This window comes from Thalassospira lucentensis (assembly GCF_032921865.1).
GTDB lineage: Bacteria > Pseudomonadota > Alphaproteobacteria > Rhodospirillales > Thalassospiraceae > Thalassospira > Thalassospira lucentensis_A.
Window position 1 is genome coordinate 292,501 of sequence record NZ_CP136684.1, and the last position, 24,976, is coordinate 317,476.

Consider the following 24,976-nt stretch of genomic DNA (forward strand, 5'->3'; position numbering starts at 1 on the left):
AAATTAAAGGCATCGCTGAAATAGCGGCAATTCAGGGCATCAACCAGTGTCAAACCCATGCCGAGATTTACAAACGACATGGCGTGAACCGTCGTATGCACCTCGATGATACGATTGAACGCGATCCCGGCATCGTCATAAGCCCTGCGCAATTCCCGCGTGGTCGCATTTTCTGAATCAAGCGTGATCCAGGGGGATGTTCCGGCATCTGCCAATGTCACTTCATCAAGCTGTGCCGCAGGGTGATCAAGTGGGACAGCACAGAAGCAGGGCAAATCCATCGAAACCGATTCATGGCTAAGCGAGCTTTCGGATTTATCCACCAGCCCGATCTGATATTGCCCGGATGCCACTCCCTGCCGGATTACCGAACAGCCGGCATGATGGAGGCTGACCTGAACACCGGGATTCTTTTTCATGTAATCGGCAATCAGTTCAGGCAGAAAGCGATAGGCAGGGCCAAAGATGGAACAGATCCGCAAACGCCCCCCCTTATTATTGCGCGCCGCTTTCAGACTGTCTTCAAGATGACTAAGCCCCTGCAGGATTGAATAAACTTCATCATGCAGAAAGTGCGCTTCATCGGTCGGCAGGAGTTTACCGTTATGCCGCACAAACAGCTTGTAGCCGATTTCCGCCTCGAAATTCGCCAGCATCTTGCTGGCGGCGGGCTGGCTGACGAAGCTTCGCTCGGCGGCGCGGGTGATGCTGCCGGTGACAAAAACCTCGTGAAATATCCGTAAGCGCTTGATATTCATCAATCATAACTCAAAGTTATCAAACCATCAGAAACATTCAATACCATTATTTCTGTTCTTATCCTAGGATCACGACGATTTTTGCGCGGGGCCGGAAATCGCGTCTGATGCAGCAGCATGAAAGACCACGATACGGAAAACCGATTTGCAGAGACGGCATCAACGAGAACCTTAATCAGGGAAGCATAATGAATAAATTTGCCTTGGCTCTGGCTGTGAGCGCAGCCATGATTTTCGTCCAGACGTCGGCCAGTCAGGCCGAAGAAGGCACATCGACACTTCAGACCGTCAAGGATCGCGGCAGTGTTAGCTGTGTGATCGGGAATTCCTTCCCGGGCTTTTACAGCCTGAACAAGGAAGGTGAATGGCAGGGCATGGACATCGATATGTGCCGTGGCGTTGCCGCAGCCGTTTTCGGAGATGCAGGCAAGGTCAACTTCCTGCCGGTTCAGTGGGCACAAAGCTTTACCACGATCAAAAGCGGCAAGGGCGACATCCTTTCCAAAGGCATGACCTGGACGCTGTCACGTGATGTGAGCCAGGGCCTCGACTTCCTTGATACCTATTTCTATGACGGTCAGGGTTTCATGGTCCGCAAGGACCTTGGTGTCACGTCCGTTAAAGAACTTCAAGGTGCGACGGTCTGCGTGCTGACCGGCACATCAAGCGAACTGAACCTTGCCGATTACAGCCGGACACATGCTCTGGACCTGAAAACGGTTGTTTTCGATGATTCCGCCGTGCGCAACACTGCGTTCTTTAACGATAACTGCGATGCGCTGACCAATGACAAGTCCGGCCTTGCAGCACAGCGTTCCGCCGCACCGAACCCGGCAGATTATGTTGTTCTGCCCGAAACCATTTCCAAGGAAGCCCTGTCATTTGCCGTCAAACAGAATGACAGCGAATGGGCCAATGTCGTGAAATGGACCTTCCAGGCGATGGTTGCCGCCGAGGAATACGGCATCACCTCGGAAAATGTTGATGACATGCGCGCCAATTCGGAAAGCCCGATCATCCGTCGTATTCTGGGGGTCGAAGGCGATCTGCATGTCGGCCTCGGATTGCCGCAGGACTGGGCCTATCAGGTCATCAAGAATGTCGGCAATTACGGCGAAATCTATGAACGCAATGTCGGCCCCGACAGCATTCTCGGTCTGGACCGCGAAGGTACGCTCAATGCCCTTTGGCAGGATGGCGGCCTGATGTATGCAAAGTCATTCCGTTAATTCCGTACGTTCAGGCAGGCTGGTGATCCAGCCTGCCTGAATGCCCCACATTCCAACGGTTATCCGGTATGAACTTTGTTTCGCCATCGCATCCAAAACCCGGCATTGCGCACAGTATTTTTTCCTGCCTGAACAAGGATTCAACACGTGGTGTGGTCATTCAGGCCGCAACGCTTGGCCTTGTGCTGGCAACTCTTTTGTATCTGTTTTCAAATTCTGCGCAGAACCTTGACAGGCTCGGTCTGAGTTTCGGGTTTGACTTTCTGCAAACGACCGCTGGCTTTGACATTAGCTGGAGCCTGATCGCCTATGACCCGAGCATGAGCTATTGGCGGGTCTTTCTGGTCGGGATCGTCAACACCCTGTTCCTGTCATTCTGTGTCATTGTCTTTGGCACCATTCTCGGCACCATTGTTGGCATTTTGCGTCTATCCCCTAACCCGCTGGTATCGCAACTGGCGCGCTGTTATGTCGAGGTGGTCCGCAATGTCCCGCTGCTGATCCAGATTATTTTCTGGTTCACCACCGTCTTTTCCGCCCTACCCCCACCGCGCAGCGGTTACGGATTTGCCGGACTGGTCTTTTTGAACAATCGCGGCTTTTACATGCCATCCGCCGTCACCGATATGTCCGGTTGGCTGATAGCAGCCGGAAGCCTGATATTGCTTGGCCCCCTCTGGTTCTTGTTGCGTGGCATACGTCGCCAGCAACGCCAGAACGGATCGGTCAGCCGTTCGTATCGGATTGCCTTTGCCCTCTGGGGACTTGTGTTATGTGGCATGGCCCTGATCGTTGGCAGTTCATTGCGCTGGTCTGTACCCGCGTTGCAGGGCTTCAATATCGAGGGTGGCATGTTTTTGCCCTCGGCATTTGGCGCGGCCTTTATCGCAATGACGGTTTACCGGTCCGCCGCCATTGCCGAGACCGTGCGTGCGGGCATGGAGTCCATCAGCAAAGGCCAACATGAAGCCGCCGCGACCATCGGCTTTTCACGGTTTCAGACGCTTCGCCTGATCCTGATTCCACAGGCCATTCGCGCCATTATTCCGCCTCTTGCCAATTCCTGGCTGGTCGCGACCAAGGATTCGTCGCTTGCCGTCGCCATCGGCTTTCCCGAATTGGTGTCGGTCTTTATGCAGACATCGGTCAACCAGACGGGGCGCGCGATTGAGATCATTGCAATGGTGATGGGCTTTTACATCGTGGTCAGTCTGATCATTTCGTATCTGCTCAACAAATATAACGCCCATATGCAGTTCAAGGCGAGGTAAGCAATGTCTGAACAGGATCTCAAACATTTCGTTCCCACCCCGCCCCGCCTTCCGGCCACGAACGAGCAAAACCTGCTGCGTCGCATTCAAAAGCAATGCTTTAACAGCATCGGCAACAGCCTGCTGACCATTTCGGTTCTCGTGCTGATCTATTATGTCGCGAAATCGTTTCTGGACTGGGCTGTCTTCAACGCGGTGTGGAATGCGGCCACCCGGCGCGAATGCATGGATATAAGCCCGGATGGCGCCTGCTGGGCCGGTGTGATCGACTGGTTTAACGGCCTGATTTACGGGCGTTATCCGGATGAAGAACAATGGCGCGTCAATGGCGGTGTCATCATGGGGCTTTTGTGGTTATTGCCCCTGATGACCCGGCGTATTGCCTATCGCAATTCCATCCTGATCAGCTGGATCACGCTGTATCCGTTTCTTGGGGCCTATATGTTCCTTGGCGGCACCTTCGGGCAAGATGTCGGGATCATTCATATGGTCTTTACGTCGCTGGCGGCGGGCTACTTCATCCTGCTTTATCTGAACTGGATGCTGTGTGCGGCCGGGCAATCTTCGCTGCCGGAAATGGTGACACCGCTGACGTCAAGGCTGATACGTCGCGGGCAATATATGAACGGCTTCCTGCTGGTCTGGGCCGTTCTGTCAATCCTTTGCGGCCTCGTACTGGCGCAGGTGCATCTGGAACCGGTTCCGGTGGATCATTGGGGCGGATTGTTCCTCACACTGATCATCGCGTCCTTTGCGATTACCATGTCCATTCCGGTTGGCATTCTGCTGGCACTCGGGCGACGCTCGAAACTACCGGTCATTCACTGGCTATCGATGATGCTGATCGAACTGGTACGAGCGGTGCCGCTGATTACCGTTCTGTTCATGGCTGTCACCCTTTTGCCGATCTTTTTGCCAAGTGGTGCCGAGCCCAACAAACTCTCGCAAGTCCTGTTTGCGGTTTGCCTGTTTGCCGGGGCCTATATGGCCGAAAACATCCGCGGCGGCCTGCAAGCCATTCCCGACGGCCAATATGAAGCCGCCCAGACACTGGGGCTTGGATATTGGCTGACCATGGGTCTGATCATTCTGCCACAGGCGATGCGGCTGATGATCCCGAACATCATGACATCCTTTATCAGCATGCTCAAAGACACGACCCTGGTGTCGATCATCGGCCTGTTCGACATCATGTTGATGGCGCGCAATATCTCCAACGACAAAAACTGGATCGGTCTTCATACAGAGCCGCTTGCCCTTATTTCGATCCTGTTCTTCGTGATGTGCTACGGCATGTCGCAATACAGCCTGAACCTTGAAAAACGACTGAAAGCGCATCGCTCATGACTCTGTCCGCCCCTCAGGCACCGGCAGGTAAACTGTCCCGTCCGGCCATTGAAATCGATAACCTGAACAAATGGTTTGGATCCTATCATGCATTGCGTGACGTCTCCCTGACCGTTGGCGAGCAGGAGATCATGGTTGTCTGCGGCCCCTCTGGCTCCGGCAAGTCCACTTTGATCCGCTGCCTCAATCATCTTGAGGAATATCAGGAGGGCCGGATCTGCGTCTTTGGGCAGGAACTTGCCCGCGATCAGAAAAGCGACCGTTTCATTCATCAAACCATGGGCATGGTATTTCAGAACTTTAATCTGTTTCCCCATCTCACGGTTCTACAGAATTGCACGCTTGGCCTGACATGGTTGCGCAAGAAAACCGAAAGCGAAGCCCGTGATATCGCCATGGGATTGCTTGAACGTGTTGGTATCGAGCATCTTGCGGATCGCTTCCCCGGGCAGCTTTCCGGCGGCCAGCAGCAGCGCGTTGCGATTTCGCGGTCACTTGCGATGGATCCGAAAATCATGCTGTTTGATGAACCGACATCTGCCCTGGACCCGGAAATGGTCAAGGAGGTGCTTGATGTGATGGTTAAACTGGCGGAAACCGGTATGACCATGGTGTGTGTCACCCACGAAATGCAGTTCGCCCGTCAGGTTGCGGACCGCGTGGTCTTCATGCAGGACGGCGAAATTGTTGAAGTCGGCCCACCTGAGCAGGTCCTCTTGCATCCGCAATGGGATCGCACGCGGGAGTTCCTTGATCACATTCTTTAGGTCCTAGTCTCCTAATCCCCGATACACGCCCTGAAACGGAACACATCGAGATGTTGGCAAAACATTCATCGAACTATATCCATGCGCCTTATTGGCAGGCGGCCATCGTGCCGGAAAAAACAGAAGCATTGATCAACCGTCGCGATCTTCCCGACCGTGCCGATACCGTAATTATCGGCGGGGGATATACCGGCATTTCCGCGGCCATCACCCTTGCCCGCGCAGGGCAGAAGGTCGTTGTTTTCGAAGCCGACGCGTTCGGCAACGGTGCCAGCAGCCGCAATGGCGGGATGCTTGGTCCGAGCTTTAGCAAACTCGGTGAAAATGGCCTTGAACGCCAATATGGCCGCGAACAGGTTCACGCCACGATCCGCGAAAGTCTGTCTGCCTTTAACTGGCTGGTGAATTTCATTCGCGACGAACAGATCGACTGCGACCTTCAGATATGCGGCCGTTTTCGCGGCGCCAGTCACCCCGCTCACTATGCCGGTCTGATCGAACAGGCCAGCGAAATCGCCAAGATCGTCGACTTCCCCGCAATTGAAATCAGCCGCGCCCAACAGGGTGAGGAAGTCGGGTCAGATGCCTATTATGGCGGCGTGGTTTATCCGACCGATGGTGCGGTTCATCCGGCCAAGCTTTTTCAGGGCCTGTGTGAAATTGCAAAGCGCGACGGGGCATTGCTGTTTGATCACAGTCCGGTACGTCAGGTGATCAAAAACAACAGCCAGTTCATCGTCAGCATCGATGACAAAAAGATCACCGCCGATCATGTCATCATCGCGACCAACGGCTATACGGGCGGGCCGTTTGGTAAATTCAAACGCCGCCTGATTCCGATCCGATCCGCGATGATCGCCACCGAAGAATTGCCGGAATCCGTCATCCGGTCGGTATCCCCCAAACTGCGCTGTCACGGCAGCACCGAACGTCTCTCGGTCTATTACCGCCCCTCCCCCGATGGCAAACGCATCCTGTTTGGCGGGCGGTCGCTTGGTTATGGTGATTGCCCGCAGATATATCATAAATACCTGCAAAACTTCATGACGCGCCTGTTCCCACAGCTCTCAAACGCAAAGCTTGATTACGTCTGGTCGGGCAAAATCGCCTACACGTTCGATCATGTCCCCCATATCGGGGTAATGGATGGCATGCATTATGCCATGGGCTATTGCGGATCGGGCGTGGGACGGGCGAATTACTTCGGACGCAAGATTGCGCAAAAGGTGCTTGATCAGGCCGAAGGCTACACAATCTTTGAAGAATTCCCCTTCAAGACCCGCCCGTTCTATACCGGTCATCCATGGTTCCTGCCCGCGATCATGAAATGGCACAGTCTGGCGGATCGACTTGGGTTTTAGGGGGCGGCTTTAATCCCCTTGGAAATGTGACAAGGGCGGCCTCATGGGACCGCCCTTTGTTTTTAATCCATACCCGGTTGTTCCGCCTAGGCCGCATCCCGTTCAAACTGCAATTTGGCAAGTCGGCTATATAGCGGGCTGGATTCCAGAAGCTCCTGATGGGTCCCCACCGCAATCAGCTTGCCATCATCAATCACCGCGATCCGGTCGGCATGCAGCACAGTCGCCAGGCGGTGCGCGATCACAAGCGTGGTACGGGTTTTCATGATGGTTTCAAGCGCCTTCTGAACCACCTGTTCGCTTTCGGCATCCAGCGCACTGGTGGCTTCATCCAGCAACAGGACCGACGGATTGCGCAGGATCGCACGTGCAATCGCGATGCGCTGCCGCTGCCCGCCCGAAAGACGCACACCCTTTTCACCAAGGAAGCTGTCAAAACCGTCCGGCAGGCGATCAAGGAATTCTGTCGCATGGGCGGCATCGGCGGCGGCCCGGACATCTTCATCGGACGCATCCGGGCGGCCATAGCGGATGTTTTCCCACGCATTGGCGGCAAAGATCACCGGGTCTTGCGCCACAAGACCGATCCGTTCGCGGACCGATACCGGATCGGCGGTGCGGATATCGACATCATCAACCTTGATAACCCCGCTTGCCGGATCATAGAATCGCAGCAAAAGCTGGAACACCGTCGTTTTACCGGCACCGGACGGGCCGACAAGCGCCACGGTTTCCCCCGGTTTGACCTGCAGCGAAAAACCGGTCAGAGCCGAACGATCCGGGCGCGCCGGGTAATGGAAAGTGACGTTTTCAAAACTGACATGGCCAAGATGCTTTTCGGGCATCTGCACCGGGTTTGCCGGTGCGGCAATGGCCGGTTTGGTTTCAAGCAGCCCCATCAGGCGTTCAGCCGCCCCTGCGGCACGCTGCAGATCACCGATCACTTCGCTGATCGCGCCGACCGAGCCCGCAACCACGATGGCATAAAACACAAAGGCGGAAAGATCGCCGGCCGAAATCGTGCCATCAAGCACATCATGCCCGCCGATCCACAGGATCGTGCCCACCGCGCCAAAGACCATGACAATGACAACCGCGGTCAGAAGCGCCCGCGCCGAAATACGCGAAATCGCGGTTTTGAACGCCCCTTCGACGAAGCCGTCAAACTTGTCGCTTTCGATCTTTTCGTGGGTATAGGCCTGCACGGTGCGCAGCGCATTGAGCGATTCTTCGGAAAAGGCACTGACATCGGCGATGCGGTCCTGTGCCTCGCGCGACAGGCGGCGCACCCGCCGCCCATAGCCAATGATCGGCACAACCACGAGCGGCACGACGAGCAGAACAAGTGCCGTCAGCTTGGGGCTGGTCACCGCCAGCATGGTCAGGCCACCAACAAACATCAGGATATTGCGAAGCGCGATCGACACACTTGATCCGATCACGACCTGCAAAAGGGTCGTATCCGTCGTCAGGCGCGAAAGAACTTCACCGGTACGGGTGACTTCAAAGAAACCCGGATCAAGCCGGATGATATGGGCATAAACCGCCGAACGGATATCGGCAACCACGCGCTCTCCGATCCACGACACCAGAAAGAATCGCGCATAGCTTGCCCCGGCCATCAGAAGGGTGACTGCAAACAGAACAAAAAGCGCCTGATCAAGAAGGTCGGCATTGCCATCGGCAAATCCCCGATCGACAAGCATGCGCAACCCGCTGCCAAGCGCCAGAACCGTGCCAGAGGCAATCACCAGTGCGACCATTGCACCGGCCACCTGCAAGCGATAGGGCAGGACAAAGGGGATAATGGCGCGAAGAGCGGAAAAATTACGACTGGAGTCCCTGTCTGCAAGACGGGGTGAAGTACGGGGATTCAATGCCACGGCAACCTTCCAGTTTACGCTTTTCCTGCCAATTCCGGGTCCCGATCAGTCGAGATCAAGACGCCGCCCCGTCTTGACCGCAAGATCAGCCGAAAGCTGATCGGTCAGCGTCGTCGAGCCACGGGTGGACGTCCAGCTTTCATTGTCTTCATCGAAATCATAATGGCTGGCACCACTGACCGGCGAGGACATCCAGATCTGGCGGTTCGGGCCGTGTTTATTGATGATGAACTGTTCACCCGAGTCGAGTTCGATCGTCAGGATTCCCGATTGCAGATCGACATCAATATCGTCCCCCATCTCGTCATCAATATGATCCGAAAGGGTTTCAATGGTGTCATCAGCAAGCTGATGGAAGCGGGTTTCATCAAGGGCCACGATCAACACTCCGTCTGTCAAAAGGGGCTAAACGCCCCCTGGCAAGGCGACAATTCTATATGCTGGCGCACCATACTATATAAAGAGTCTCGCGCAAGTCTGCATCATGCAGATGATGCGGATTAATGCCCCGAATAGTGTGCAATATCACCATAAACCGGGATCAAAAATGCCGGTCGCCCCCCTTAATCCCGGTTTATCCAAGAATTCCCGGAGACAGGGGTTGCATAGGTCGATTTTTTACCTTATACACCGCGCTTCAAATTCCGGAGTGATAGGCGATGAAAAAAGACATCCATCCCGATTACCATGAAATCACCGTTCAGATGACGGACGGCAGCAGCTTCACCACCAAATCGACCTGGGGCAATCCGGGCGACGTTCTGAAGCTTGACATCGATCCGAAAAGCCATCCGGCTTGGACTGGTGTTCATCGTCTGCTCGACAGCGGCGGTCAGCTCGCGAAGTTCAAAAAACGCTTCGCCGGTTTCAATATCGGTAACTAAGCAAAGTTCGCCTTTCTGGCGATCTATGGGATCAGCGCCCGCTAGCGTCTTTACGATGCTGCGGGCGTTTTTCTTTTCCGGATGCAAAATCAGGATGACGTGCAACCCAGCTATACGGGGGCATTAGGCATATTTAATGGTCATCCGGACATTTTCTTGCCATAATCTTCAACCGGCGCTATACCGCGCCGGTATCGGGGAAGGGGTCCCCCTAGTGTCAGGAAGACTGGGCTAATCGAATGAACCAGGTGATCGCGCGCACCCAGGTCAGCTATGAGGTCTATGTTAAAGACCGCTCAGGGCGTTGGCAGATTCACGCCCACTTTACCGGTGCGCAGAAAAAGCAGGCCGAGGAAGAAGCGCGCTCGCTTGAGAAGATGGCGCATGTCTCCGCCGTCAAGGTCATTCGTGAAGTCTATAACCACACCAATAATGCGGCTGACGAATACGTCATCTATGAAACGCGCCAAAGCGGTGCCCTGGAAAAGGCACAGGCAGCCCCGGCGCGCCCTGCCCCCGTGCGTGCCCCCGCCCCGGCCGCGGTCGAACCCGAACCGGTTTCAAGCCCGGGCCCGAAACCGATCCGCCCAAAGGCAAAGCCTGCGGCGCGGGATGAAAACCCCAGTCTGGTTGGCGTGGTTCTGAAACTGATGATGGCCTTTTGCATTGCGATTGCCATTGGTCTGGCCGCAATGCTTGGTGCCTCGCACGGGCTTGAATACCTGCCGCGTATGGGTGTTTCTATCAGTCAGGGCTTTTATGACAAAGCCAATTTCATATCCTTCATTGTCGGCTTCCTTGCCAGCGCGACACCGATGCTGATGAGCATCACGCGCAGGTTCAAGGGCAAGGCACGCACCGCACCGGTGCAGCAACCCGTCGCCCGGCAACCGGTCAAAGCCGTGCGCAAGACGGCATCACCGGGCCGACCATCCCTCTCAGGCGGTTTTGCCGAAATGGCGGCCGAGGCTGCGCGTTCTGAAAATGAAGCAACGCCTGATACGGGCGCGGATGACGCGGATGAAACCGACGATACCAAATCCGCATCCGAACAGCGCGATGACGGCATCCCCGATCAGCCAATGGCCGTGACGCCCGCACTTCAGGCCACGCGCGAGGTCATGAAATCCTTCATCGCCGGTTCGATCGAAGCCATCAAGCGCACGGTTCCGAACATGGACGCCTATCATAAATTCGGCGTCAATCTTTACGTTGCCGGTGCCTGCGATGCCTGTAGCGAAAAGAACGCCCTCGAGGGACGGCAGGGACGCAGCGTCCTGAAGGACTGCATTTCCGCCCTGGGTGCGACCGGCAGCATGGCCGACACGTTCTGCAAGAATGTCGATAGCTACATTCTGGAGCCAAAATACAAGGATATGTATGGCGCGGGCAGAAGCTCGATGGACGCCTATATGAAGGACGAGCGCAGCATCACCACATCGGTATCCCGCGCCATTGCGGCCTGGACCGAAAAGCCGACCGGCGCACCAACTGCTGCTGGCGGCAAGAAGCTGCATGCGCTGATGTTCACCGATATCGTCAATTCCACCCAGATGACGCAGCAACTGGGCGATGTCGGCGCACAGCAGATGGTGCATATCCACAACCAGATCGTACGCACCGCGCTGATCAACAATTACGGCAAGGAAGTGAAGCATATGGGGGACGGCATCATGGCCGTGTTCCCGTCATCTGCAAGCTCCGTCGAAGCCGCCATCGAGATCCAGCGCAACATGGCCCAGCATAACGGCCGTGATGAATTGAAATTCCAGATTCGCATCGGCATCAATGCCGGCGAAGCCATTACCGAAGAAAACGACCTGTTTGGCAGCGTGGTGCAGCTTGCGGCACGTGTCTGTGCACAGGCCGGTGGTGATGAAATTCTGGTATCACAGAACGTCAAGGATACCTACGCCGGCAGCCGGGCGGCCTTCACATCAAAAGGCACACGCCAGATGAAGGGCTTTGCCGAACCGATCGAAGTCTTTGCCGCCACCTCGCGCGCCTGACTGACATTATCACACGCACGCAGGCAAACATCCCCTACCTACCCTCGTAAAGCGGCCAAACGTGGTCAGGCTGAACAGCGTGCGGCGACCTGAAGTTCCATGCGGGCGGTACGCATGTAAAGTGAATGGGCACGTTCCATAAGATCAAGAAGGGCTGGCGGGAATCCCGTTGCTTCGTCGCAATCGCCACGAACACAGATTTGCAGATCAACCATCAGATCATCAAGATCAACGGCATCTTCCCAATCAATTTCGCCCTCTTCAACCGCACGCACTGCCAGCAGCCATGCCATCGCCCGGATCAGGCGGCTGGTCATGCGCATTTCCTCGATGAACTGGTTCATCTTGACGCTGTTGTGAAGACCACGACGCGATGCCGTGCGGTTTGCTGAAAGGTAATTACGCGCCTCCACCAGAAGGGTGAAAGCCTCGTCATAGGTTCGCGAAAAAGGAACGATCGCGAAGTTGCTTTGATAGGGGTGCCCGATCTCGGTCGGGTGATCCTTATTTGCCATACCGCTTATATGGGAAACGGAGACCGGGCTTCAAGCATCCGCCAGAATTTGCCCTGAATTTGCCCCGAAATAGAAAGACCGCCCCAAAGGGCGGCCTTGCCTCAACCTGCTAAACTTGCCGGACTTTTTTGTTATTCTTGATCTTGTTTGTGGCCGAACTCTAGCCAGCGGTTGGCAAGGGGTCAAGGTAATTAATGTCGGAAATATGACAGTACGTATTAATACGTACCGAAATACGTATAAACAGTACGTAGAAGGCGAAAACATAAAAAGAACCGCCCTGAATTTGGGCGGTTCAGTTTAACAGGGAGGCATCGAAACATCACGTTCGACAAGGGGCCAAGCTCTGGCCCACTACTCATATATAAGACGGGAAGTTTAACATTCAATTAACCGGAGGTTTAAAAATATATCCTCACGTTTAATGTTTTGGCGCACCCGTCCCGTCAGTTCTTGAAAAGTGCCTCGGCCCCGGCACGCACGCCATTGCGATGCTCCATTGCCGCGTCGACGCGCACCAGTTCCTGTTCAAGGGCGGATCGATAATCGACAAGGTTTTCAATCGACATTCCGTCAAGGTTCCGCGGCAGGCCGAACATCGCGGCCAAAGGTTTTTGCAGGTCGTCTTCTTCCACAGTCATCCTCCTTTGACATTTTGCCCTTGGCGTTTTTCCCGCTATTACATAGTGACCGAATTTATCATTCGCCATGGAGTTTTGTCATGACCTTGCCAGACCTTGCCCCGGACCTTGCCAAAGACATGCAGGCAATCGAAATCCGTATCGACGGCGAGAACCGGTATCTTGCCGCTGGCAAGGTCGCGATGCCGGAAATCGCAAAGGGCGAGGTTCTGGTCCGCATTCATGCCGCCGGCGTCAACCGGCCCGATCTGATGCAGGTGGCCGGGATGTATCCGCCGCCCCCCGGCGCGTCGGAAATCCCGGGGCTGGAGCTTTCGGGCGAAATTGTCGCCACCGCCCCCGATGTCACGCAATGGAAAATCGGTGATCGCGTCTGTGCCCTGGTCACCGGCGGCGGTTATGCCCAATATGCCGCCGTCCCCGCCGCGCAATGCCTGCCGATCCCGGCCGGTCTTTCCATGACAGAAGCAGCATCCCTTCCCGAAACCTTCTTTACCGTCTGGCATAATGTGTTCGACAAGGCCGGGCTGAAACAGGGCGAAACATTCCTTGTCCATGGCGGGACATCTGGGATCGGCACAACCGCGATCCAGCTTGCCAAGGCATTTGGCGCGCGCGTGATCACAACGGCGGGCACCGATGAAAAATGCCAGGCCTGTCTTGATCTTGGCGCGGACATCGCCATCAACTACAAAACACAGGATTTCGTCGAAGAGGTAAAAACCGCAACCAGCGGCAAGGGGGCGGATGTCATCCTTGATATGGTCGCAGGCGATTATGTCAGCCGCAATTTCAAGGCGGCTGCGATGGAAGGCAGGATTCTGATCATCGCCTTCCTGAACGGACCCAAGACCGAAACCAACTTTACCCCACTTCTGTTAAAACGCCTGACCCTGATGGGATCAACCCTGCGCGCCCAGCCGGTTGCCAACAAGGGCGCAATCGCAGGCAAACTTCGCCAGCAGGTCTGGCCGCTATTTGAAAACGGCACGATCAAACCGGTCATTTACCAAACCCTGCCAATGAATGAAGCCCAGGCCGCACACGACATTTTGCGGGGTGGCGCACATGTTGGAAAAGTGGTACTGGAAGTGCCTTGATCGTTTACGGATCGGGGTTGAAGGCATATTCGGTCAGTACCGGCTTCACCCTTTCCCGGCAACTGGCCTTTGATTGCGGGACGAAAAGAAATATTCTTTTCGATAACCTGCAACAGATTGTTGCTTTTAACCGCACATTGATCGAAAAGAGCGCTGTGGCGGTTCCAGCGACGCGCGGCACCCACTTTGGGTTGCCTTTGCAGCGTTGCCGGAACACCAAAACAGATTATATTCTGGGGCAAATATTCCCGCGTTTTTGGGGTTCATCCCATCGCCGGTCTCCAGATGAGAAAGAGTAAACAGGAGGAATTATGGCTCAGCCCCTCATGCCCAAAGCAACGGCCGTATGGCTTATCGACAATACCGGCTTGTCGTTCCGGCAGATTGCAGCCTTTACCGAGCTGCATGAACTGGAAATTCAGGCCATCGCCGATGGCGATGTCAATCAGGGGATTGTCGGCCTTGATCCGGTTGCCAATGGTCAGTTGACCAAAGACGAGATCGCCCGCTGCGAAGCCGATCCGCGTGCATTGCTGAAAATGGCAAAGTCCGATCTGCCGCGTCCGCGCGCACATGGCAAAGGGGCTCGTTACACCCCGGTTTCCAAACGTCAGGATCGCCCGAATGCAATCGCGTGGCTGCTCAAGCACCATCCGGAACTCTCGGATGCGCAGATTTGCAAACTGATCGGCACCACCAAGGATACGATTGGCAAAATCCGTGATCGTACGCACTGGAACTCGGCCAACCTGACGCCGCGCAACCCGGTGACCATGGGTCTTTGCATCGAACTTGATCTTGAAAAACAGGTCGTGATCGCGCGTAGCAAGAACCCGGAAAAGGTCGTCAAGAATGTCGAGCCTGATCCGCTGCCCGAAGAATTGCAGATCAACCCGGAACCGGATTATCCCGGCAAGAAGGACGATCGCAAGAAAGAAGAACCCAAAACATCCGATTACATGGAAGCAGCAGAAAACCTGTTCCGCTCCTGATCGATGCAAAGGCCGCCCCAACCGGGCGGCCTTTTCTCTTTGGTGACCAACCTAAAAGCGAATATGTTTTGTTTCATATGAATGCCGTGAAACGGTAATATTCCTGAAATGAACACGCCATAACATTCGCTTAAACAAAAACCGCAAAACAATCGCCAAAGAAGCATCTCATGCAAAAACGTCCGACTGAACGTCAGGCCAGTATCGTTGAACTTGTCCGCGCTGACGGTTTCAAGACCATTGAACAGCTTGCCGAACGTTTTCAGGTAACCCCGCAAACCATTCGACGCGATGTAAACGCCCTTTGCGACGAAGGATTGCTGCGCCGTCGCCATGGCGGGGTTGAACCGGCACTTGAACATGAAAACATCGCCTATCGGGCGCGCAAGGTTTTGCATGTGAATGAAAAGCGCAAGATCGCGGCACTGGTCGCGCGCGCCATTCCCGATGGCGCATCGCTGTTCTTTTCAATCGGCACCACACCGGAACTAGTCGCAAGTGCGCTTTTGCAGCATCGCGGTTTGCGGATTTTTACCAACAACCTCAATGTGGCCTATGTCGCCGCCACCAATGACAGCTTTGACGTCACCCTGATTGGCGGCCGGTTGCGCAATCGCGACCGCGATGTTCTGGGGCCAGAGGTCGAGGCATTCTTTAACAGCTACAAGGTCGATTACGGCATTTTCGGTGTTGGCGGCATTGATGCCGATGGCAGCCTGCTCGACTTTGACGAACAGGAAGTCCGTGCGCGTTCCGCCATTCTGACCAATTCGCGCCAGACCTATCTGGTCGCTGATCATACCAAATTCGGGCGGAATGCCGTGGTGCGTGGCGGCTCCGTCACACAGGTAACCGCCTTCTTTACCGATTGCCCACCGCCCGATGCCATCATTCAGATGATCGAAAAACACGGGGTTGCCCTGCATATCCCCGAACCGAATGCCGAATTCCCGACCTTCTTCGTCCCCGAAGAAGACTAGCTGACACTAGGCCCCGTCCAGTCCCGCGCGGCCGCAATCAATCCGTTGCGGACTTCGCGCAACCCGCTTCCCATCACCTTGTCGCGCCGGACCACAAGCGCCAGACGGCGCGCAAGGTCCGGGGCAAGCTTGCGGGTCTTGATCGGGAACTGTGTGCGGCCCAACCGTGCGCCCATCGCGGGCAAAATCGTTGCCCCCAACCCGGCCCCCACCAGTTCCTTGATCGCCTCGACACTGCCCAGTTCCATGATGGAATGCCCGGCAACACCTGCCGCACGCAGCCAGTCATCAACAATGGTGCGTGTCTGGCCACCGCGGTCATACAGAACCAATGGAATATCTGCCAGATCAGCCGGCCGGACCAGATCGGGCACATCCATCCCCTCGGGAAAGATCGCGACAAACGGATCAGTCAGAACCGGCACGATATCCAGACTGCGCCCGCTGGCGGGTAATGTCACCAGCCCGATATCAAGGCTGTTTTCCTCAATCGATTTCAGAACGTCACTGGTATTGCCGGTGCGAACAATGATTTCCAGCTTCGGGAAACGGCGCTGCAACTGTTCCAGAACCTTTGGCAGGAAATAGATACACGCCGTCGCCCCGGTCCCGATGCGCACCTGCCCGACCGTGCCGCTGGCAAATCCCGCCACCGCATCCAGGGCGTTCTGAACGGACGCATCAATCTCCCCCACCCGATCCAGCAAGGCCTGCCCGGCCGGTGTTGGCATCGCGCGTTTGCCGACGCGTTCAATCAACCGCACGCCAAGACGGTCTTCAAGCTGGCGGATCTGCTGGCTGATCGCAGGCTGGCTTAAATTCTGCCGTGCGGCGGCGGCTGAAAAACTGCCAAGCTCGATCACATCGGCAAAGGCATGCACCTGATCAAGGTTAAGGCCACGCATATAAAACTATTCCTTATGATTTGCATAAGAATACAAATCTTATCTTATTTCAGATGACCGGCTAATGTCACGCCATACAGTTAATCTCTGATATGGAATCCCGATCAATGTCGACCGATACGCTGCCCGCCGCCGCCAAAACGTCCGATCTCGCCATACGCGATGCCGACCCTTCCGACATTGCCGCCATCACCGCGATTTACCGCCACCATGTTCTGACCGGCACCGCCTCGTTCGAAGAAATCCCGCCGTCTGAGACCGAAATCACCAATCGCTTTGATGCCATTCGTGGCTATGGCCTGCCCTATCTGGTCGCCCTGCGGGATGATGTCGTCGTCGGCTATTGCTATGCCAGTCTCTATCGCCCGCGTTCGGCCTATCGCCACACGGTGGAAAATTCGATCTATGTCGCGCCCGATTGCATCGGTAACGGGATCGGGGCGGCCCTGATGGCGGCCCTTCTCGAACGCTGCGAGGCCGGTCCGTGGCGGCAGATGGTTGCCGCCATCGGTGATAGCAAAAACCACGCATCCATTGCCCTGCACCGGAAATTCGGCTTCGACATGACCGGCACCTTCCATAATGTCGGCTACAAGTTCGGCACGTGGCTGGACTCGGTTCTGATGCAACGCCCGCTTGGTTCCGATCAGCCGCTCATCCCCGGCCCGGCCGATAAATGATCACCCGCGCGCTTGTCATAAAGCTGGGACTGGGGCAGCTCATCAGTTGGGGCACGGCCTATTATCTGATTGGCAATTTTGGAACCATGATCGCCCAGCATCACGGCTGGTCCAGCAGCGTGGTTTATGCAGGCTTTTCGCTAAGCCTTCTGACCATGGCGGTCGTCTCGCCCTTTTGCGGCAGGATGATAGACCGTCACGGCGGGCGGATCATCATGACGATGGGGTCATGCCTCAATGCCCTTGGCTGTCTGATCCTTGCATTCGCCGATCAGCAGGTGCTGCATTTCATCGGCTGGATCATCCTTGGACTTGCCATGCGGGCCACGCTTTATGATGCGGCCTTTGCAACCCTCGCCCGGATTGGCGGGCGCGATGCCAGACGGGCGATGGGGCAGATCACGCTTTTTGGCGGCCTGGCCTCAACCGTTTTCTGGCCGCTCGGCCATTTGATCCAGTCGGAATTCGGCATCACAATCGCCCTTGTCGCCTATGCCGGTTTTGCCCTTCTGACCGTCCCGATGTATGCCGCCATCCCCGATGCCCGACATGGCGCACCTTCGGGAACGGGAACTGGAACCGGCACCAACCCGACCGATGACACCGATGATACCGATGACCACGGACTGGCAACCCATCAACGCCTGTGCGGCTTTCTGTACGCCGTGATCGTCACCCTGCTCAATGTCGTGAATGCCGCGATGTCGGCCCACATGATCGCCATCCTGATCGGACTTGGCTTAACCACCGCCGCCGCGATCAATGCCGCATCGCTGCGTGGCATCGGCCAATCCGCGGCGCGTGCCGCCGAAATCCTGTTTGGCAAACGCATCGCCCCGGCAAGTCTGACATTGTTTGCAACCGCCGTTTTGCCGCTGTGCTTTGTCCTTGCCTTCTGGGGGGATCAGTTTGCGCTTGCCGCCATGACCTTCACCCTGCTTTACGGGGCTGCAAACGGCGTCCTGACAATCACACGCGGAACCCTTCCCCTGATGATCTTCGGCAATGCCCGATACGGCCACCAGGTCGGACGATTGCTGGTACCGGGCTTCATCCTCTCGGCCCTCGCCCCCAGCCTTTACGAACGCGCCATCACACATTGGGGTCCCACCGGCGCGCTTTGGCTTTCCATCGCCCTGCTGGCCTGTGCCTGTGGGGCTGCCATGTGGCTTTACCTGCTCCTACGACCGCAAAGCTCCGAACCCCGCCCGGCCCCCATCGCCTGATAGGCATCCCTCGTAAAAGCCACCCGCAAATCAAATCCGCGGGCACTCAGATTGCCCCATGCCCCAGCCAACAAACCTGACCGGGGCAACGGAACAGCCAACGGACAACCTATCCTGATTGGCACTTTCGCCCCCTGATCGCCCCCCGATCGCCCAACGTCACGGCAGGTCCGACAGCGGGCTCCATGCCGGACTTCTCCGCAAAGCGTGCTGACCATGACCAAGTTATCGCTGCCTTGCGCAAAGATGATCGATCCGCCGGGCAGTCGAATGGTCTGACAATCCGATCTGGCCTGAATGCCCCGGCGGTCTGATCCGTACCTTCGTCAATCTGCCTGTCCCGCCTTTCGATGCTGCCCTTGCCAAACTTTTCGGAGGTATCGTCTCCGGTCCGGTCTGGCCTACTCGGCTCCCACGGTCTGCCCCCCACCATACCGCTCTTGCCAGACTGGTCGGGCTTGTCGAACGTGACGCAGGATGGGCAATTGGCAAATCCCCTGCCCGGTATTCGCATGGTCTGGCTGCCTGACGATTTCGCGGCTTGGCCATCTGGCACCGACGGATCTGTCGCCCCTGGCGATCTCATCCAGTCGCAATTCGGCCCTGCTGCAACCATCACCGTCACCATCGCCGCCGAGGCCGAACTTGCCTCACTCGCCCCGCCCACACTTCCGGCACGTCCCCATGCCCGAAGGACACATTTCTCCCGTCATGATTACCAACCGTTTTTCGCAAATACCCCCCGAAACTTATCGAGGCTATCGGACGTCACCGCCCGGACGCACGTCCCCCGTAATGATTTTTCCATCCGCCATCAATGCCCCTTTGGTGACGTCTCCGTCGCCCTCTCGGCCTCTCATATCGCTGAACAATCATCGTCACTTTCCTGTCTTCCCGGCCCGAAACGCAAAAACCCGCAAAAGCGCATGACGCTTTGCGGGTTTTTGATCCGGGTGCATTTGTCCCGTTGACTTTGTCTTTATGGCACAAATAAAAGAACAAATCAAGAACATTTTTCCGAAAACTCGAAAAAACTTCCGATAAAAACTCACTCCCCAGAAAATGATTTGTTTTTCAATATGTTATGAACTCCGTCCCCAGCCCAATAAAAGCCGCCCGCAGGATAAATCCGGCGGGCGGTCAAGTTGACCCGTACTTGTCCGGGCATTGGGAGTTTTCATCCCGTCAGGATCACGCTGATTTGGCGTAACCGATATCTTTCAGGGCCTCGGCAATTTCCGGCAGAATGCCCGGATCATCAATGGTTGCCGGGGTGTTGTAGGTCTCGCCATCGGCGATGGATCGCATGGTCTTGCGCAGGATCTTGCCCGACCGGGTTTTGGGCAGGCGATCCACGATGGTGGCCTGTTTAAACGCCGCAACCGGTCCGATCTGATCACGGACCATGGCAACCACTTCCTTGATGATCGCCTCATGCGGGCGGTCCACCCCGGATTTCAGAACCACGAAACCAAGGGGCAATTGCCCCTTAAGGTCATCATGCACGCCAATCACTGCACATTCGGCAACATCGGGATGCCCCGAAAGCACTTCTTCCATTGCCCCGGTCGACAGCCGATGCCCCGCGACATTGATGATGTCATCGGTTCGCGACATGACATAGACATAGCCGTCCTCATCGATGAAACCGGCATCCCCGGTGGCGTAATAGCCCGGAAATTCTTCAAGATAGGCCGCTTTGAACCGATCATCATTCTGCCAAAGGGTCGGCAATGTTCCCGGCGGCAGGGGCAGCTTGGCCACCAGTGCGCCGATCTTGCCGCGTTCAAGCGGCTTGCCGCCTTCATCCACCACCTGCACGTCCCAGCCACAGGCCGCAACCGTCGGCGATCCATATTTGATCGGCAGCATCTCAATGCCGCGCGGATTGGCACAGATCGACCAGCCGGTTTCGGTCTGCCACCAATGGTCGATCACCGGTACGCCAAGGCTGTCTTCGGCCCAGTGCAGCGTATCGGGGTCGGATCGTTCCCCGGCAAGATAAAGCGCCTTCAGGCACGAAAGATCATAATTGGCCATCAACGCGGCCTTGGGATCATCGCGCTTGATCGCCCGGAACGCGGTCGGTGCGGTAAACAGGACCTTGACCCGATGCTGCGATATCACCCGCCAGAACGCCCCGGCATCCGGCGTTCCAACCGGTTTGCCTTCATACATCACCGTCGTGCATCCGGCCAGAAGCGGCGCATAAACGATATAGGAATGCCCGACGACCCAGCCGACATCGGATGCCGCCCAATACACATCACCGGCCTCGACATCATAGATATTCTTCATCGACCAGTTAAGCGCCACCATATGCCCGCCATTGTCGCGCACAACCCCCTTGGGCTGGCCGGTGGTGCCGGATGTATAAAGCACATAAAGCGGGTCGGTCGCTGCCACCGGCACGCAATCGGCCGGGGCGGCCTTTGCGCATTCCGCCATCCAGTCAAAATCACGCCCGTCGATCAGCGGGGCCGAACATTGCGCGCGCTGGAACATCAGGACCGTTTCGACCTTGTGCTTCGCCTGATCAATCGCCCGGTCCAGAAGCGGCTTGTATTCGATCACGCGTGATCCCTCGATACCGCAACTGGCACTCAGGATCAGCTTGGGCTTCGCATCATTGATCCGGGTTGCAAGCTCGTTGGATGCAAATCCACCAAACACGACGGAATGGATCGCACCAATGCGCGCGCATGCCAGCATCGCCATCGCCGCCTGCGGGATCATCGGCATGTAAATGATCACCCGGTCGCCCTTGGTCACCCCCTTGGCATGCAGGGCCCCGGCAAGGCGGGCAACGTCATCGCGCAGCCGGTTATAGGTGAATGTTTCGATCGTATTGGTGACCGGGCTGTCATAGATCAGGGCTGCCTGTTCGCCGCGGCCATTTTCGATATGACGATCCAGCGCGTTAAAACAGGTATTGACCATCCCGCCTTCGAACCAGCGATAAAACGGCGCGTTGCTGTCATCAAGCACACGGTCCCATTTCCTGTACCAGACCAGATTTTCCGCAGCCTCGGCCCAGAAACCTTCCCTGTCCGTGATCGAACGATCATAGATTTCCTGATAGCGACCCGTCATTTGTGAAACTTCCTCCCGCGCGTCTGGATCTTTGCCCAAATATACGCGTCTGGCTTGTGTGCTGCGTTACCGCGACATCATCATCCGCAAATGTTGTGACATCGCCTGCCCGATCTGTATCAAGGGCCGGATCAGAGGCCGGACCCTTAATTCGGCATCATAATACCGATTTAAATTTCCAACGCCCCTTAGACATTGGTAGAGGGCGGAAAACCGGGATTTTTGCGGATTGAAATCAATCCAGAAAACATCTTTCCGCGTATGCTGTCCTATACAGATCGGGACGCCAAAAGGTGCTTACAAGAATGCCGCCTCTCGTTGTGGGCGACAATCGGAGGCGGCAAAAAATGAAGGGACTGATCCTGTCGTCAGGAGATGCATTTTTCAGGAAATCGGCACAGCCTTACCATCACGCTGTGCGGATTTTGCCAGCATCCTCTTGACGGCTAATGGGTTATTCGACTTATCTCGTCCTTGATTTCGAGCTTGCGGCGTTTAATGTCTGCGACACGGGAATTGTCTGGCGCCGGGCGGCGCTGCTCGAGGTGGAGTTCCTGCTCAAGTGCAGCATGTTTGGCAGTGAGAGCTTCGACATGGGATTGAACACTCATTCGCCTACTCCTCAGTTCTGACATTGCCCACGCTTTGATGGTAGTAATTCTGTAATATGATTTCCAGTCTTTCGACGACGCAATCGTTCAAATAGTGACCCGGATAACACATAAAATGTCTCAAAAGGATCGACTTATCATTGGCATAACCGGCGCGTCCGGAGTGATTTACGGCATCCGTTTTTTACAGTTGCTGAAAAATTCGCCAATCGAAACTCACCTGATCCTTTCGAAGGCGGCAGAGCGCACAATCGCCTATGAAACCGATTTTAAAATCCGCGATATCAAAGAGATGGCAGACGTCATCCATGACAATGCGGATATCGGGGCATCGATTGCATCGGGTTCGTTCCGCGCACGCGGCATGATCATCGCACCCTGCTCGATGAAGTCCCTGGCCGAGGTGGCAAGCGGAGTCGCAGACAATCTGATCGCCCGTGCGGCCGATGTGATGCTCAAGGAACGCCGCCGTCTGGTTCTGATGGCGCGTGAAACGCCCCTGCATGCCGGCCATATCCGCAATATGGCACTGGCCACCGAAAACGGGGCGATCATCGCCCCGCCAGTGCCCGCCTTTTATGCGCGCCCGCAATCGCTTGATGAAATGGTCACGCAAAGCTGCGGCCGTATTCTCGATCTGTTTGATATCGATCTTCCGGAAACGGCACGCTGGGGCGATACGGACGCCGAAAACCACATCCCGGTCACCGGCAAACCGCGCAAGACGGATTAAGCAATAGGGGCCCCTATTGCGCTTTCGGGCTTAACAGCATGCAGGCGCGAAGCTGTTCCAGCGCGGCATCGCATTCCGGCTGGCTCAGATCAAAACGGGTGGGTGATAAATAAGCCCGTGCCGGGGCCATCGGATCACCCGCCGGGATGGTTTCGACCGCATCACACAGCAATTCCTGCTCGATACGTTCAGCCGTCAGTTCGTCATTCTTGACCTTGGCGCGAAGTTTTTGCGCACTTTCCCAATCCGCATTGCGCAAAAAGCGGCGGGTATTGCGCAACGGCACAATCACCTGTTCACGCCAGTCGCGCACGGCATTTTCAAGGGCGGATATGCTATGCGGTGCCAGCCCCTTCTGGCCAAGATAGAACATGAACAAAAGCATGTTCACATCCAGATCACATCGTTCCTGCAATTCAAGACACAACGGTGCAACGCCGTCCCGTCCATACATCTCGACCGTAAAGGTCCAGACTTCCTCAGCGTTCATATCCAACCTGTCTGTTTTTATGTAAATGCGGCCTGTTGATCAGACCGTTTTTGCCGTGCGAACTGTTTCGGGCGGATGGCCGATATAGGCACCAAGACCCTTTGCGGTCGATACCATGGTTCCATTGGTATCGACAAGCCGCGGGCCGACAATCACATCGGCCATTGCGACATCGATCACCTTGCGTTTTGACCAGGCCACAACCCGATCAAAACTTTTCTGTGCAATCAGGTCCACCGCATGGACCCCGAAGGCCGATGCAATCACCCGGTCACGCGGTGACGGTGTCCCGCCGCGCTGGACATGGCCCAGTACCGTGACACGGGTTTCCCATCCGGTCCGGGCGCCCAATTCGTCAGCCAACCAGTGCCCAATCCCGCCATAGCGTGCTTTCTGGCCATCATCACCTTGCGTCACCGCGGCCCCGTCATCGCGCTTGACCGCCTCCGCAACGATCACCAGCGCATGATTGCGTCCGCGCTTGCGAATGTTCAGGCAATGCTCGGTCAGCGCATCAAGATCGTAATCCATTTCCGGGATCAGGATCGCATCCGCCCCACCGGCAACCCCGGCAAACAGCGCGATATGCCCGGCATCGCGCCCCATGACTTCAAGGATCATGATACGGTCATGCGACGCGGCTGTCGGCTGCAACCGGTCAAGTGCCTCGACCGCAACATTGACCGCCGTGGTAAAGCCCACCGAATATTCCGTCAGTGCCAGATCGTTATCGATGGTTTTGGGAATCCCCACCAGATTGATGCCACCCATTTCGGCCAACCGGTGCAGGATTGCCATGCTGCCGTCCCCACCAACCCCGATCAGGGCATCCAGGCCAAGCTTGTGATACCCGGCGATGACTTCGGCCGAACGGTCGGCAAAACTGCCATCAGGCATCGGATAATGGAACGGGTCGCCCTTGTTAACGGTGCCAAGAATCGTACCGCCAAGGCGCAGCATTCCATCATTATTGACGTAATCGTTCAGATCAATGGCCTGCGGCGGGTCCTGCATCAATCCGTGGGTTCCCTGCCGGATACCAACCACGTCCCAGCCATAACCAAGCACTGCGCGACGCACCACTGCCAGAATAACCGCATTCAGGCCCGCACAATCGCCACCGCTGGTCAGAATTCCGATCCGCATCCGTATCCTCCGTCCTGTCCGATCCAAATCATAAAGCCGATTACAAATCATATGGGTTGCCAACCCGAATTCTGATAGTATTACAGGCTCTTCGCGTCGCTAACCAAGCTGGATCAAAAATGGACGAAATCAATCAGATCGCGGTTGAAAAAAGACTGCTGTTTCTGCGCGAGGAACATCGTGATCTCGATATCGCAATCGAACAATTGGCCCACGGGGCCCATCACGATCAATTGCGTCTGGGCCGCATGAAAAAGCGCAAACTCGCACTCAAGGACGAGATTCTTTATCTCGAGTCGCAGTTGGTCCCGGATATTATTGCCTGAAAGGCAGCGCGCCCGTTGGTAACGGGCGC

At 56.0% G+C, this 24,976-nt stretch carries 26 protein-coding genes (1 of these 26 cut by a window edge); 16 read left to right on the top strand and 10 right to left on the bottom strand.

Going from position 1 to position 24,976, the window contains the following annotated elements:
* Window positions 1–758: the 5' portion of a LysR family transcriptional regulator gene (locus R1T41_RS02035; RefSeq protein ID WP_062958306.1), read on the bottom strand. 163 nt of this gene lie to the left of the window's left edge; only the first 758 of its 921 coding nucleotides appear in the window; the start codon lies at window positions 756–758; its stop codon lies beyond the left edge, outside the window.
* Window positions 759–946: 188 nt separating this feature from the next.
* On the opposite strand from R1T41_RS02035, the gene R1T41_RS02040 reads away from it, so the two are divergent.
* The 5 genes from R1T41_RS02040 to R1T41_RS02060 all read left to right on the top strand — a co-directional run bounded on the left by R1T41_RS02040 (window position 947) and on the right by R1T41_RS02060 (window position 6,733).
* Window positions 947–1,987 (top strand): amino acid ABC transporter substrate-binding protein, encoded by a 1,041-nt coding sequence (locus R1T41_RS02040; RefSeq protein ID WP_317339607.1) that lies wholly within the window; start codon window positions 947–949, stop codon window positions 1,985–1,987.
* 68 nt (window positions 1,988–2,055) lie between these two features.
* Window positions 2,056–3,258: an ABC transporter permease subunit gene (locus R1T41_RS02045; RefSeq protein ID WP_317339610.1), complete on the top strand. Its 1,203-nt coding sequence runs from the start codon at window positions 2,056–2,058 to the stop codon at window positions 3,256–3,258.
* Window positions 3,259–3,261: 3 nt separating this feature from the next.
* A complete protein-coding gene (locus tag R1T41_RS02050) occupies window positions 3,262–4,605 on the top strand; it encodes an amino acid ABC transporter permease (RefSeq protein WP_317339612.1) in 1,344 nt (447 codons plus the stop codon).
* On the top strand, window positions 4,602–5,372 hold the full coding sequence (locus R1T41_RS02055) for an amino acid ABC transporter ATP-binding protein (protein WP_317339614.1): 771 nt from the start codon (window positions 4,602–4,604) through the stop codon (window positions 5,370–5,372). The genes R1T41_RS02050 and R1T41_RS02055 overlap by 4 nt, the downstream gene beginning before the upstream one ends.
* A 50-nt stretch (window positions 5,373–5,422) precedes the next feature.
* On the top strand, window positions 5,423–6,733 hold the full coding sequence (locus R1T41_RS02060; RefSeq protein ID WP_317339616.1) for an FAD-binding oxidoreductase: 1,311 nt from the start codon (window positions 5,423–5,425) through the stop codon (window positions 6,731–6,733).
* A gap of 86 nt (window positions 6,734–6,819) precedes the next feature.
* Here the strand turns inward: R1T41_RS02060 and R1T41_RS02065 are convergent, their stop codons facing one another.
* Complete coding sequence (locus tag R1T41_RS02065; protein WP_317339618.1) at window positions 6,820–8,616, bottom strand: ABC transporter transmembrane domain-containing protein; 1,797 nt, start codon at window positions 8,614–8,616, stop codon at window positions 6,820–6,822.
* 45 nt (window positions 8,617–8,661) lie between these two features.
* A complete protein-coding gene (gene cyaY / locus R1T41_RS02070; protein WP_062953431.1) occupies window positions 8,662–8,994 on the bottom strand; it encodes an iron donor protein CyaY in 333 nt (110 codons plus the stop codon).
* 281 nt (window positions 8,995–9,275) lie between these two features.
* Here cyaY and rpmE point away from each other — a divergent pair, with 281 nt between their 5' ends.
* Window positions 9,276–9,500, top strand: a complete 225-nt coding sequence (rpmE, locus tag R1T41_RS02075; protein WP_062953430.1) for a 50S ribosomal protein L31 — start codon at window positions 9,276–9,278, stop codon at window positions 9,498–9,500.
* Between the two features lie 239 nt (window positions 9,501–9,739).
* A complete protein-coding gene (locus R1T41_RS02080; RefSeq protein ID WP_317339621.1) occupies window positions 9,740–11,509 on the top strand; it encodes an adenylate/guanylate cyclase domain-containing protein in 1,770 nt (589 codons plus the stop codon).
* Between the two features lie 65 nt (window positions 11,510–11,574).
* On the opposite strand, the gene R1T41_RS02085 is transcribed toward R1T41_RS02080, so the two are convergent.
* Window positions 11,575–12,024, bottom strand: coding sequence for a DUF1465 family protein (locus R1T41_RS02085; RefSeq protein ID WP_062953428.1), 450 nt, complete (start codon window positions 12,022–12,024; stop codon window positions 11,575–11,577).
* A 446-nt stretch (window positions 12,025–12,470) separates the two neighbouring features.
* Window positions 12,471–12,665: a DUF1192 domain-containing protein gene (locus tag R1T41_RS02090; protein ID WP_062953427.1), complete on the bottom strand. Its 195-nt coding sequence runs from the start codon at window positions 12,663–12,665 to the stop codon at window positions 12,471–12,473.
* Between the two features lie 80 nt (window positions 12,666–12,745).
* Between R1T41_RS02090 and R1T41_RS02095 the strand changes: the two genes are divergently transcribed.
* The 4 genes from R1T41_RS02095 to R1T41_RS02110 all read left to right on the top strand — a co-directional run bounded on the left by R1T41_RS02095 (window position 12,746) and on the right by R1T41_RS02110 (window position 15,737).
* Window positions 12,746–13,765, top strand: coding sequence for an NAD(P)H-quinone oxidoreductase (locus tag R1T41_RS02095; RefSeq protein WP_317339625.1), 1,020 nt, complete (start codon window positions 12,746–12,748; stop codon window positions 13,763–13,765).
* Window positions 13,762–14,064: a hypothetical protein gene (locus R1T41_RS02100; RefSeq protein WP_062953425.1), complete on the top strand. Its 303-nt coding sequence runs from the start codon at window positions 13,762–13,764 to the stop codon at window positions 14,062–14,064. Before R1T41_RS02095 ends, R1T41_RS02100 begins: the two co-directional genes overlap by 4 nt.
* Window positions 14,065–14,076: 12 nt before the next feature.
* On the top strand, window positions 14,077–14,757 hold the full coding sequence (locus tag R1T41_RS02105; RefSeq protein WP_062953424.1) for a DUF1013 domain-containing protein: 681 nt from the start codon (window positions 14,077–14,079) through the stop codon (window positions 14,755–14,757).
* A 170-nt stretch (window positions 14,758–14,927) separates the two neighbouring features.
* A complete protein-coding gene (locus tag R1T41_RS02110) occupies window positions 14,928–15,737 on the top strand; it encodes a DeoR/GlpR family DNA-binding transcription regulator (RefSeq protein ID WP_062953423.1) in 810 nt (269 codons plus the stop codon).
* Here the strand turns inward: R1T41_RS02110 and R1T41_RS02115 are convergent.
* Entirely contained in the window at window positions 15,734–16,642 is a 909-nt protein-coding gene (locus tag R1T41_RS02115; RefSeq protein ID WP_317339627.1) for a LysR family transcriptional regulator, read from the bottom strand. The two genes, R1T41_RS02110 and R1T41_RS02115, sit on opposite strands and share 4 nt — an antisense overlap.
* Window positions 16,643–16,749: 107 nt before the next feature.
* Between R1T41_RS02115 and R1T41_RS02120 the strand changes: the two genes are divergently transcribed.
* From R1T41_RS02120 to R1T41_RS02130, 3 genes are all read left to right on the top strand, one after another.
* On the top strand, window positions 16,750–17,322 hold the full coding sequence (locus tag R1T41_RS02120) for an N-acetyltransferase family protein (protein ID WP_317339628.1): 573 nt from the start codon (window positions 16,750–16,752) through the stop codon (window positions 17,320–17,322).
* Window positions 17,319–18,548: an MFS transporter gene (locus R1T41_RS02125; RefSeq protein WP_317339629.1), complete on the top strand. Its 1,230-nt coding sequence runs from the start codon at window positions 17,319–17,321 to the stop codon at window positions 18,546–18,548. Before R1T41_RS02120 ends, R1T41_RS02125 begins: the two co-directional genes overlap by 4 nt.
* Before the next feature lie 485 nt (window positions 18,549–19,033).
* Window positions 19,034–19,519, top strand: a complete 486-nt coding sequence (locus R1T41_RS02130; protein WP_317339630.1) for a hypothetical protein — start codon at window positions 19,034–19,036, stop codon at window positions 19,517–19,519.
* 220 nt (window positions 19,520–19,739) lie between these two features.
* Here R1T41_RS02130 and R1T41_RS02135 read toward each other — a convergent pair whose 3' ends face one another.
* Window positions 19,740–21,680, bottom strand: coding sequence for a propionyl-CoA synthetase (locus tag R1T41_RS02135; RefSeq protein WP_258547378.1), 1,941 nt, complete (start codon window positions 21,678–21,680; stop codon window positions 19,740–19,742).
* Window positions 21,681–22,087: 407 nt separating this feature from the next.
* Window positions 22,088–22,252 (bottom strand): YdcH family protein, encoded by a 165-nt coding sequence (locus R1T41_RS02140; RefSeq protein ID WP_082824869.1) that lies wholly within the window; start codon window positions 22,250–22,252, stop codon window positions 22,088–22,090.
* Between the two features lie 115 nt (window positions 22,253–22,367).
* Here R1T41_RS02140 and R1T41_RS02145 point away from each other — a divergent pair, with 115 nt between their 5' ends.
* Entirely contained in the window at window positions 22,368–22,985 is a 618-nt protein-coding gene (locus tag R1T41_RS02145) for a UbiX family flavin prenyltransferase (RefSeq protein WP_062958320.1), read from the top strand.
* A 13-nt stretch (window positions 22,986–22,998) separates the two neighbouring features.
* On the opposite strand, the gene R1T41_RS02150 is transcribed toward R1T41_RS02145, so the two are convergent.
* Together R1T41_RS02150 and R1T41_RS02155 are read right to left on the bottom strand one after the other, a co-directional pair.
* Window positions 22,999–23,475 (bottom strand): TIGR02444 family protein, encoded by a 477-nt coding sequence (locus tag R1T41_RS02150; RefSeq protein WP_062953413.1) that lies wholly within the window; start codon window positions 23,473–23,475, stop codon window positions 22,999–23,001.
* A gap of 39 nt (window positions 23,476–23,514) precedes the next feature.
* The gene (locus tag R1T41_RS02155; protein ID WP_297013187.1) at window positions 23,515–24,621 is read right to left on the bottom strand and encodes an ATP-dependent 6-phosphofructokinase; all 1,107 of its coding nucleotides are present in this window, start codon (window positions 24,619–24,621) and stop codon (window positions 23,515–23,517) included.
* Window positions 24,622–24,740: 119 nt separating this feature from the next.
* Between R1T41_RS02155 and R1T41_RS02160 the strand changes: the two genes are divergently transcribed.
* Window positions 24,741–24,947: a YdcH family protein gene (locus R1T41_RS02160; protein WP_007091089.1), complete on the top strand. Its 207-nt coding sequence runs from the start codon at window positions 24,741–24,743 to the stop codon at window positions 24,945–24,947.
* Window positions 24,948–24,976 lie beyond the last annotated feature (29 nt).

Excerpts from the sequence above, each read along its gene's own strand:
- R1T41_RS02040 (WP_317339607.1), top strand. The coding sequence starts at position 947 with ATGAATAAATTTGCCTTGGCTCTGGCTGTGAGCGCAGCCATGATTTTC.
- R1T41_RS02045 (WP_317339610.1), top strand. The coding sequence starts at position 2,056 with ATGAACTTTGTTTCGCCATCGCATCCAAAACCCGGCATTGCGCACAGT.
- R1T41_RS02050 (WP_317339612.1), top strand. The coding sequence starts at position 3,262 with ATGTCTGAACAGGATCTCAAACATTTCGTTCCCACCCCGCCCCGCCTT.
- R1T41_RS02055 (WP_317339614.1), top strand. The coding sequence starts at position 4,602 with ATGACTCTGTCCGCCCCTCAGGCACCGGCAGGTAAACTGTCCCGTCCG.
- R1T41_RS02060 (WP_317339616.1), top strand. The coding sequence starts at position 5,423 with ATGTTGGCAAAACATTCATCGAACTATATCCATGCGCCTTATTGGCAG.
- rpmE (WP_062953430.1), top strand. The coding sequence starts at position 9,276 with ATGAAAAAAGACATCCATCCCGATTACCATGAAATCACCGTTCAGATG.
- R1T41_RS02080 (WP_317339621.1), top strand. The coding sequence starts at position 9,740 with ATGAACCAGGTGATCGCGCGCACCCAGGTCAGCTATGAGGTCTATGTT.
- R1T41_RS02085 (WP_062953428.1), bottom strand. The coding sequence starts at position 12,024 with ATGGCAAATAAGGATCACCCGACCGAGATCGGGCACCCCTATCAAAGC.
- R1T41_RS02090 (WP_062953427.1), bottom strand. The coding sequence starts at position 12,665 with ATGACTGTGGAAGAAGACGACCTGCAAAAACCTTTGGCCGCGATGTTC.
- R1T41_RS02095 (WP_317339625.1), top strand. The coding sequence starts at position 12,746 with ATGACCTTGCCAGACCTTGCCCCGGACCTTGCCAAAGACATGCAGGCA.
- R1T41_RS02105 (WP_062953424.1), top strand. The coding sequence starts at position 14,077 with ATGGCTCAGCCCCTCATGCCCAAAGCAACGGCCGTATGGCTTATCGAC.
- R1T41_RS02110 (WP_062953423.1), top strand. The coding sequence starts at position 14,928 with ATGCAAAAACGTCCGACTGAACGTCAGGCCAGTATCGTTGAACTTGTC.
- R1T41_RS02115 (WP_317339627.1), bottom strand. The coding sequence starts at position 16,642 with ATGCGTGGCCTTAACCTTGATCAGGTGCATGCCTTTGCCGATGTGATC.
- R1T41_RS02120 (WP_317339628.1), top strand. The coding sequence starts at position 16,750 with ATGTCGACCGATACGCTGCCCGCCGCCGCCAAAACGTCCGATCTCGCC.
- R1T41_RS02125 (WP_317339629.1), top strand. The coding sequence starts at position 17,319 with ATGATCACCCGCGCGCTTGTCATAAAGCTGGGACTGGGGCAGCTCATC.
- R1T41_RS02140 (WP_082824869.1), bottom strand. The coding sequence starts at position 22,252 with ATGAGTGTTCAATCCCATGTCGAAGCTCTCACTGCCAAACATGCTGCA.
- R1T41_RS02145 (WP_062958320.1), top strand. The coding sequence starts at position 22,368 with ATGTCTCAAAAGGATCGACTTATCATTGGCATAACCGGCGCGTCCGGA.
- R1T41_RS02150 (WP_062953413.1), bottom strand. The coding sequence starts at position 23,475 with ATGAACGCTGAGGAAGTCTGGACCTTTACGGTCGAGATGTATGGACGG.
- R1T41_RS02155 (WP_297013187.1), bottom strand. The coding sequence starts at position 24,621 with ATGCGGATCGGAATTCTGACCAGCGGTGGCGATTGTGCGGGCCTGAAT.
- R1T41_RS02160 (WP_007091089.1), top strand. The coding sequence starts at position 24,741 with ATGGACGAAATCAATCAGATCGCGGTTGAAAAAAGACTGCTGTTTCTG.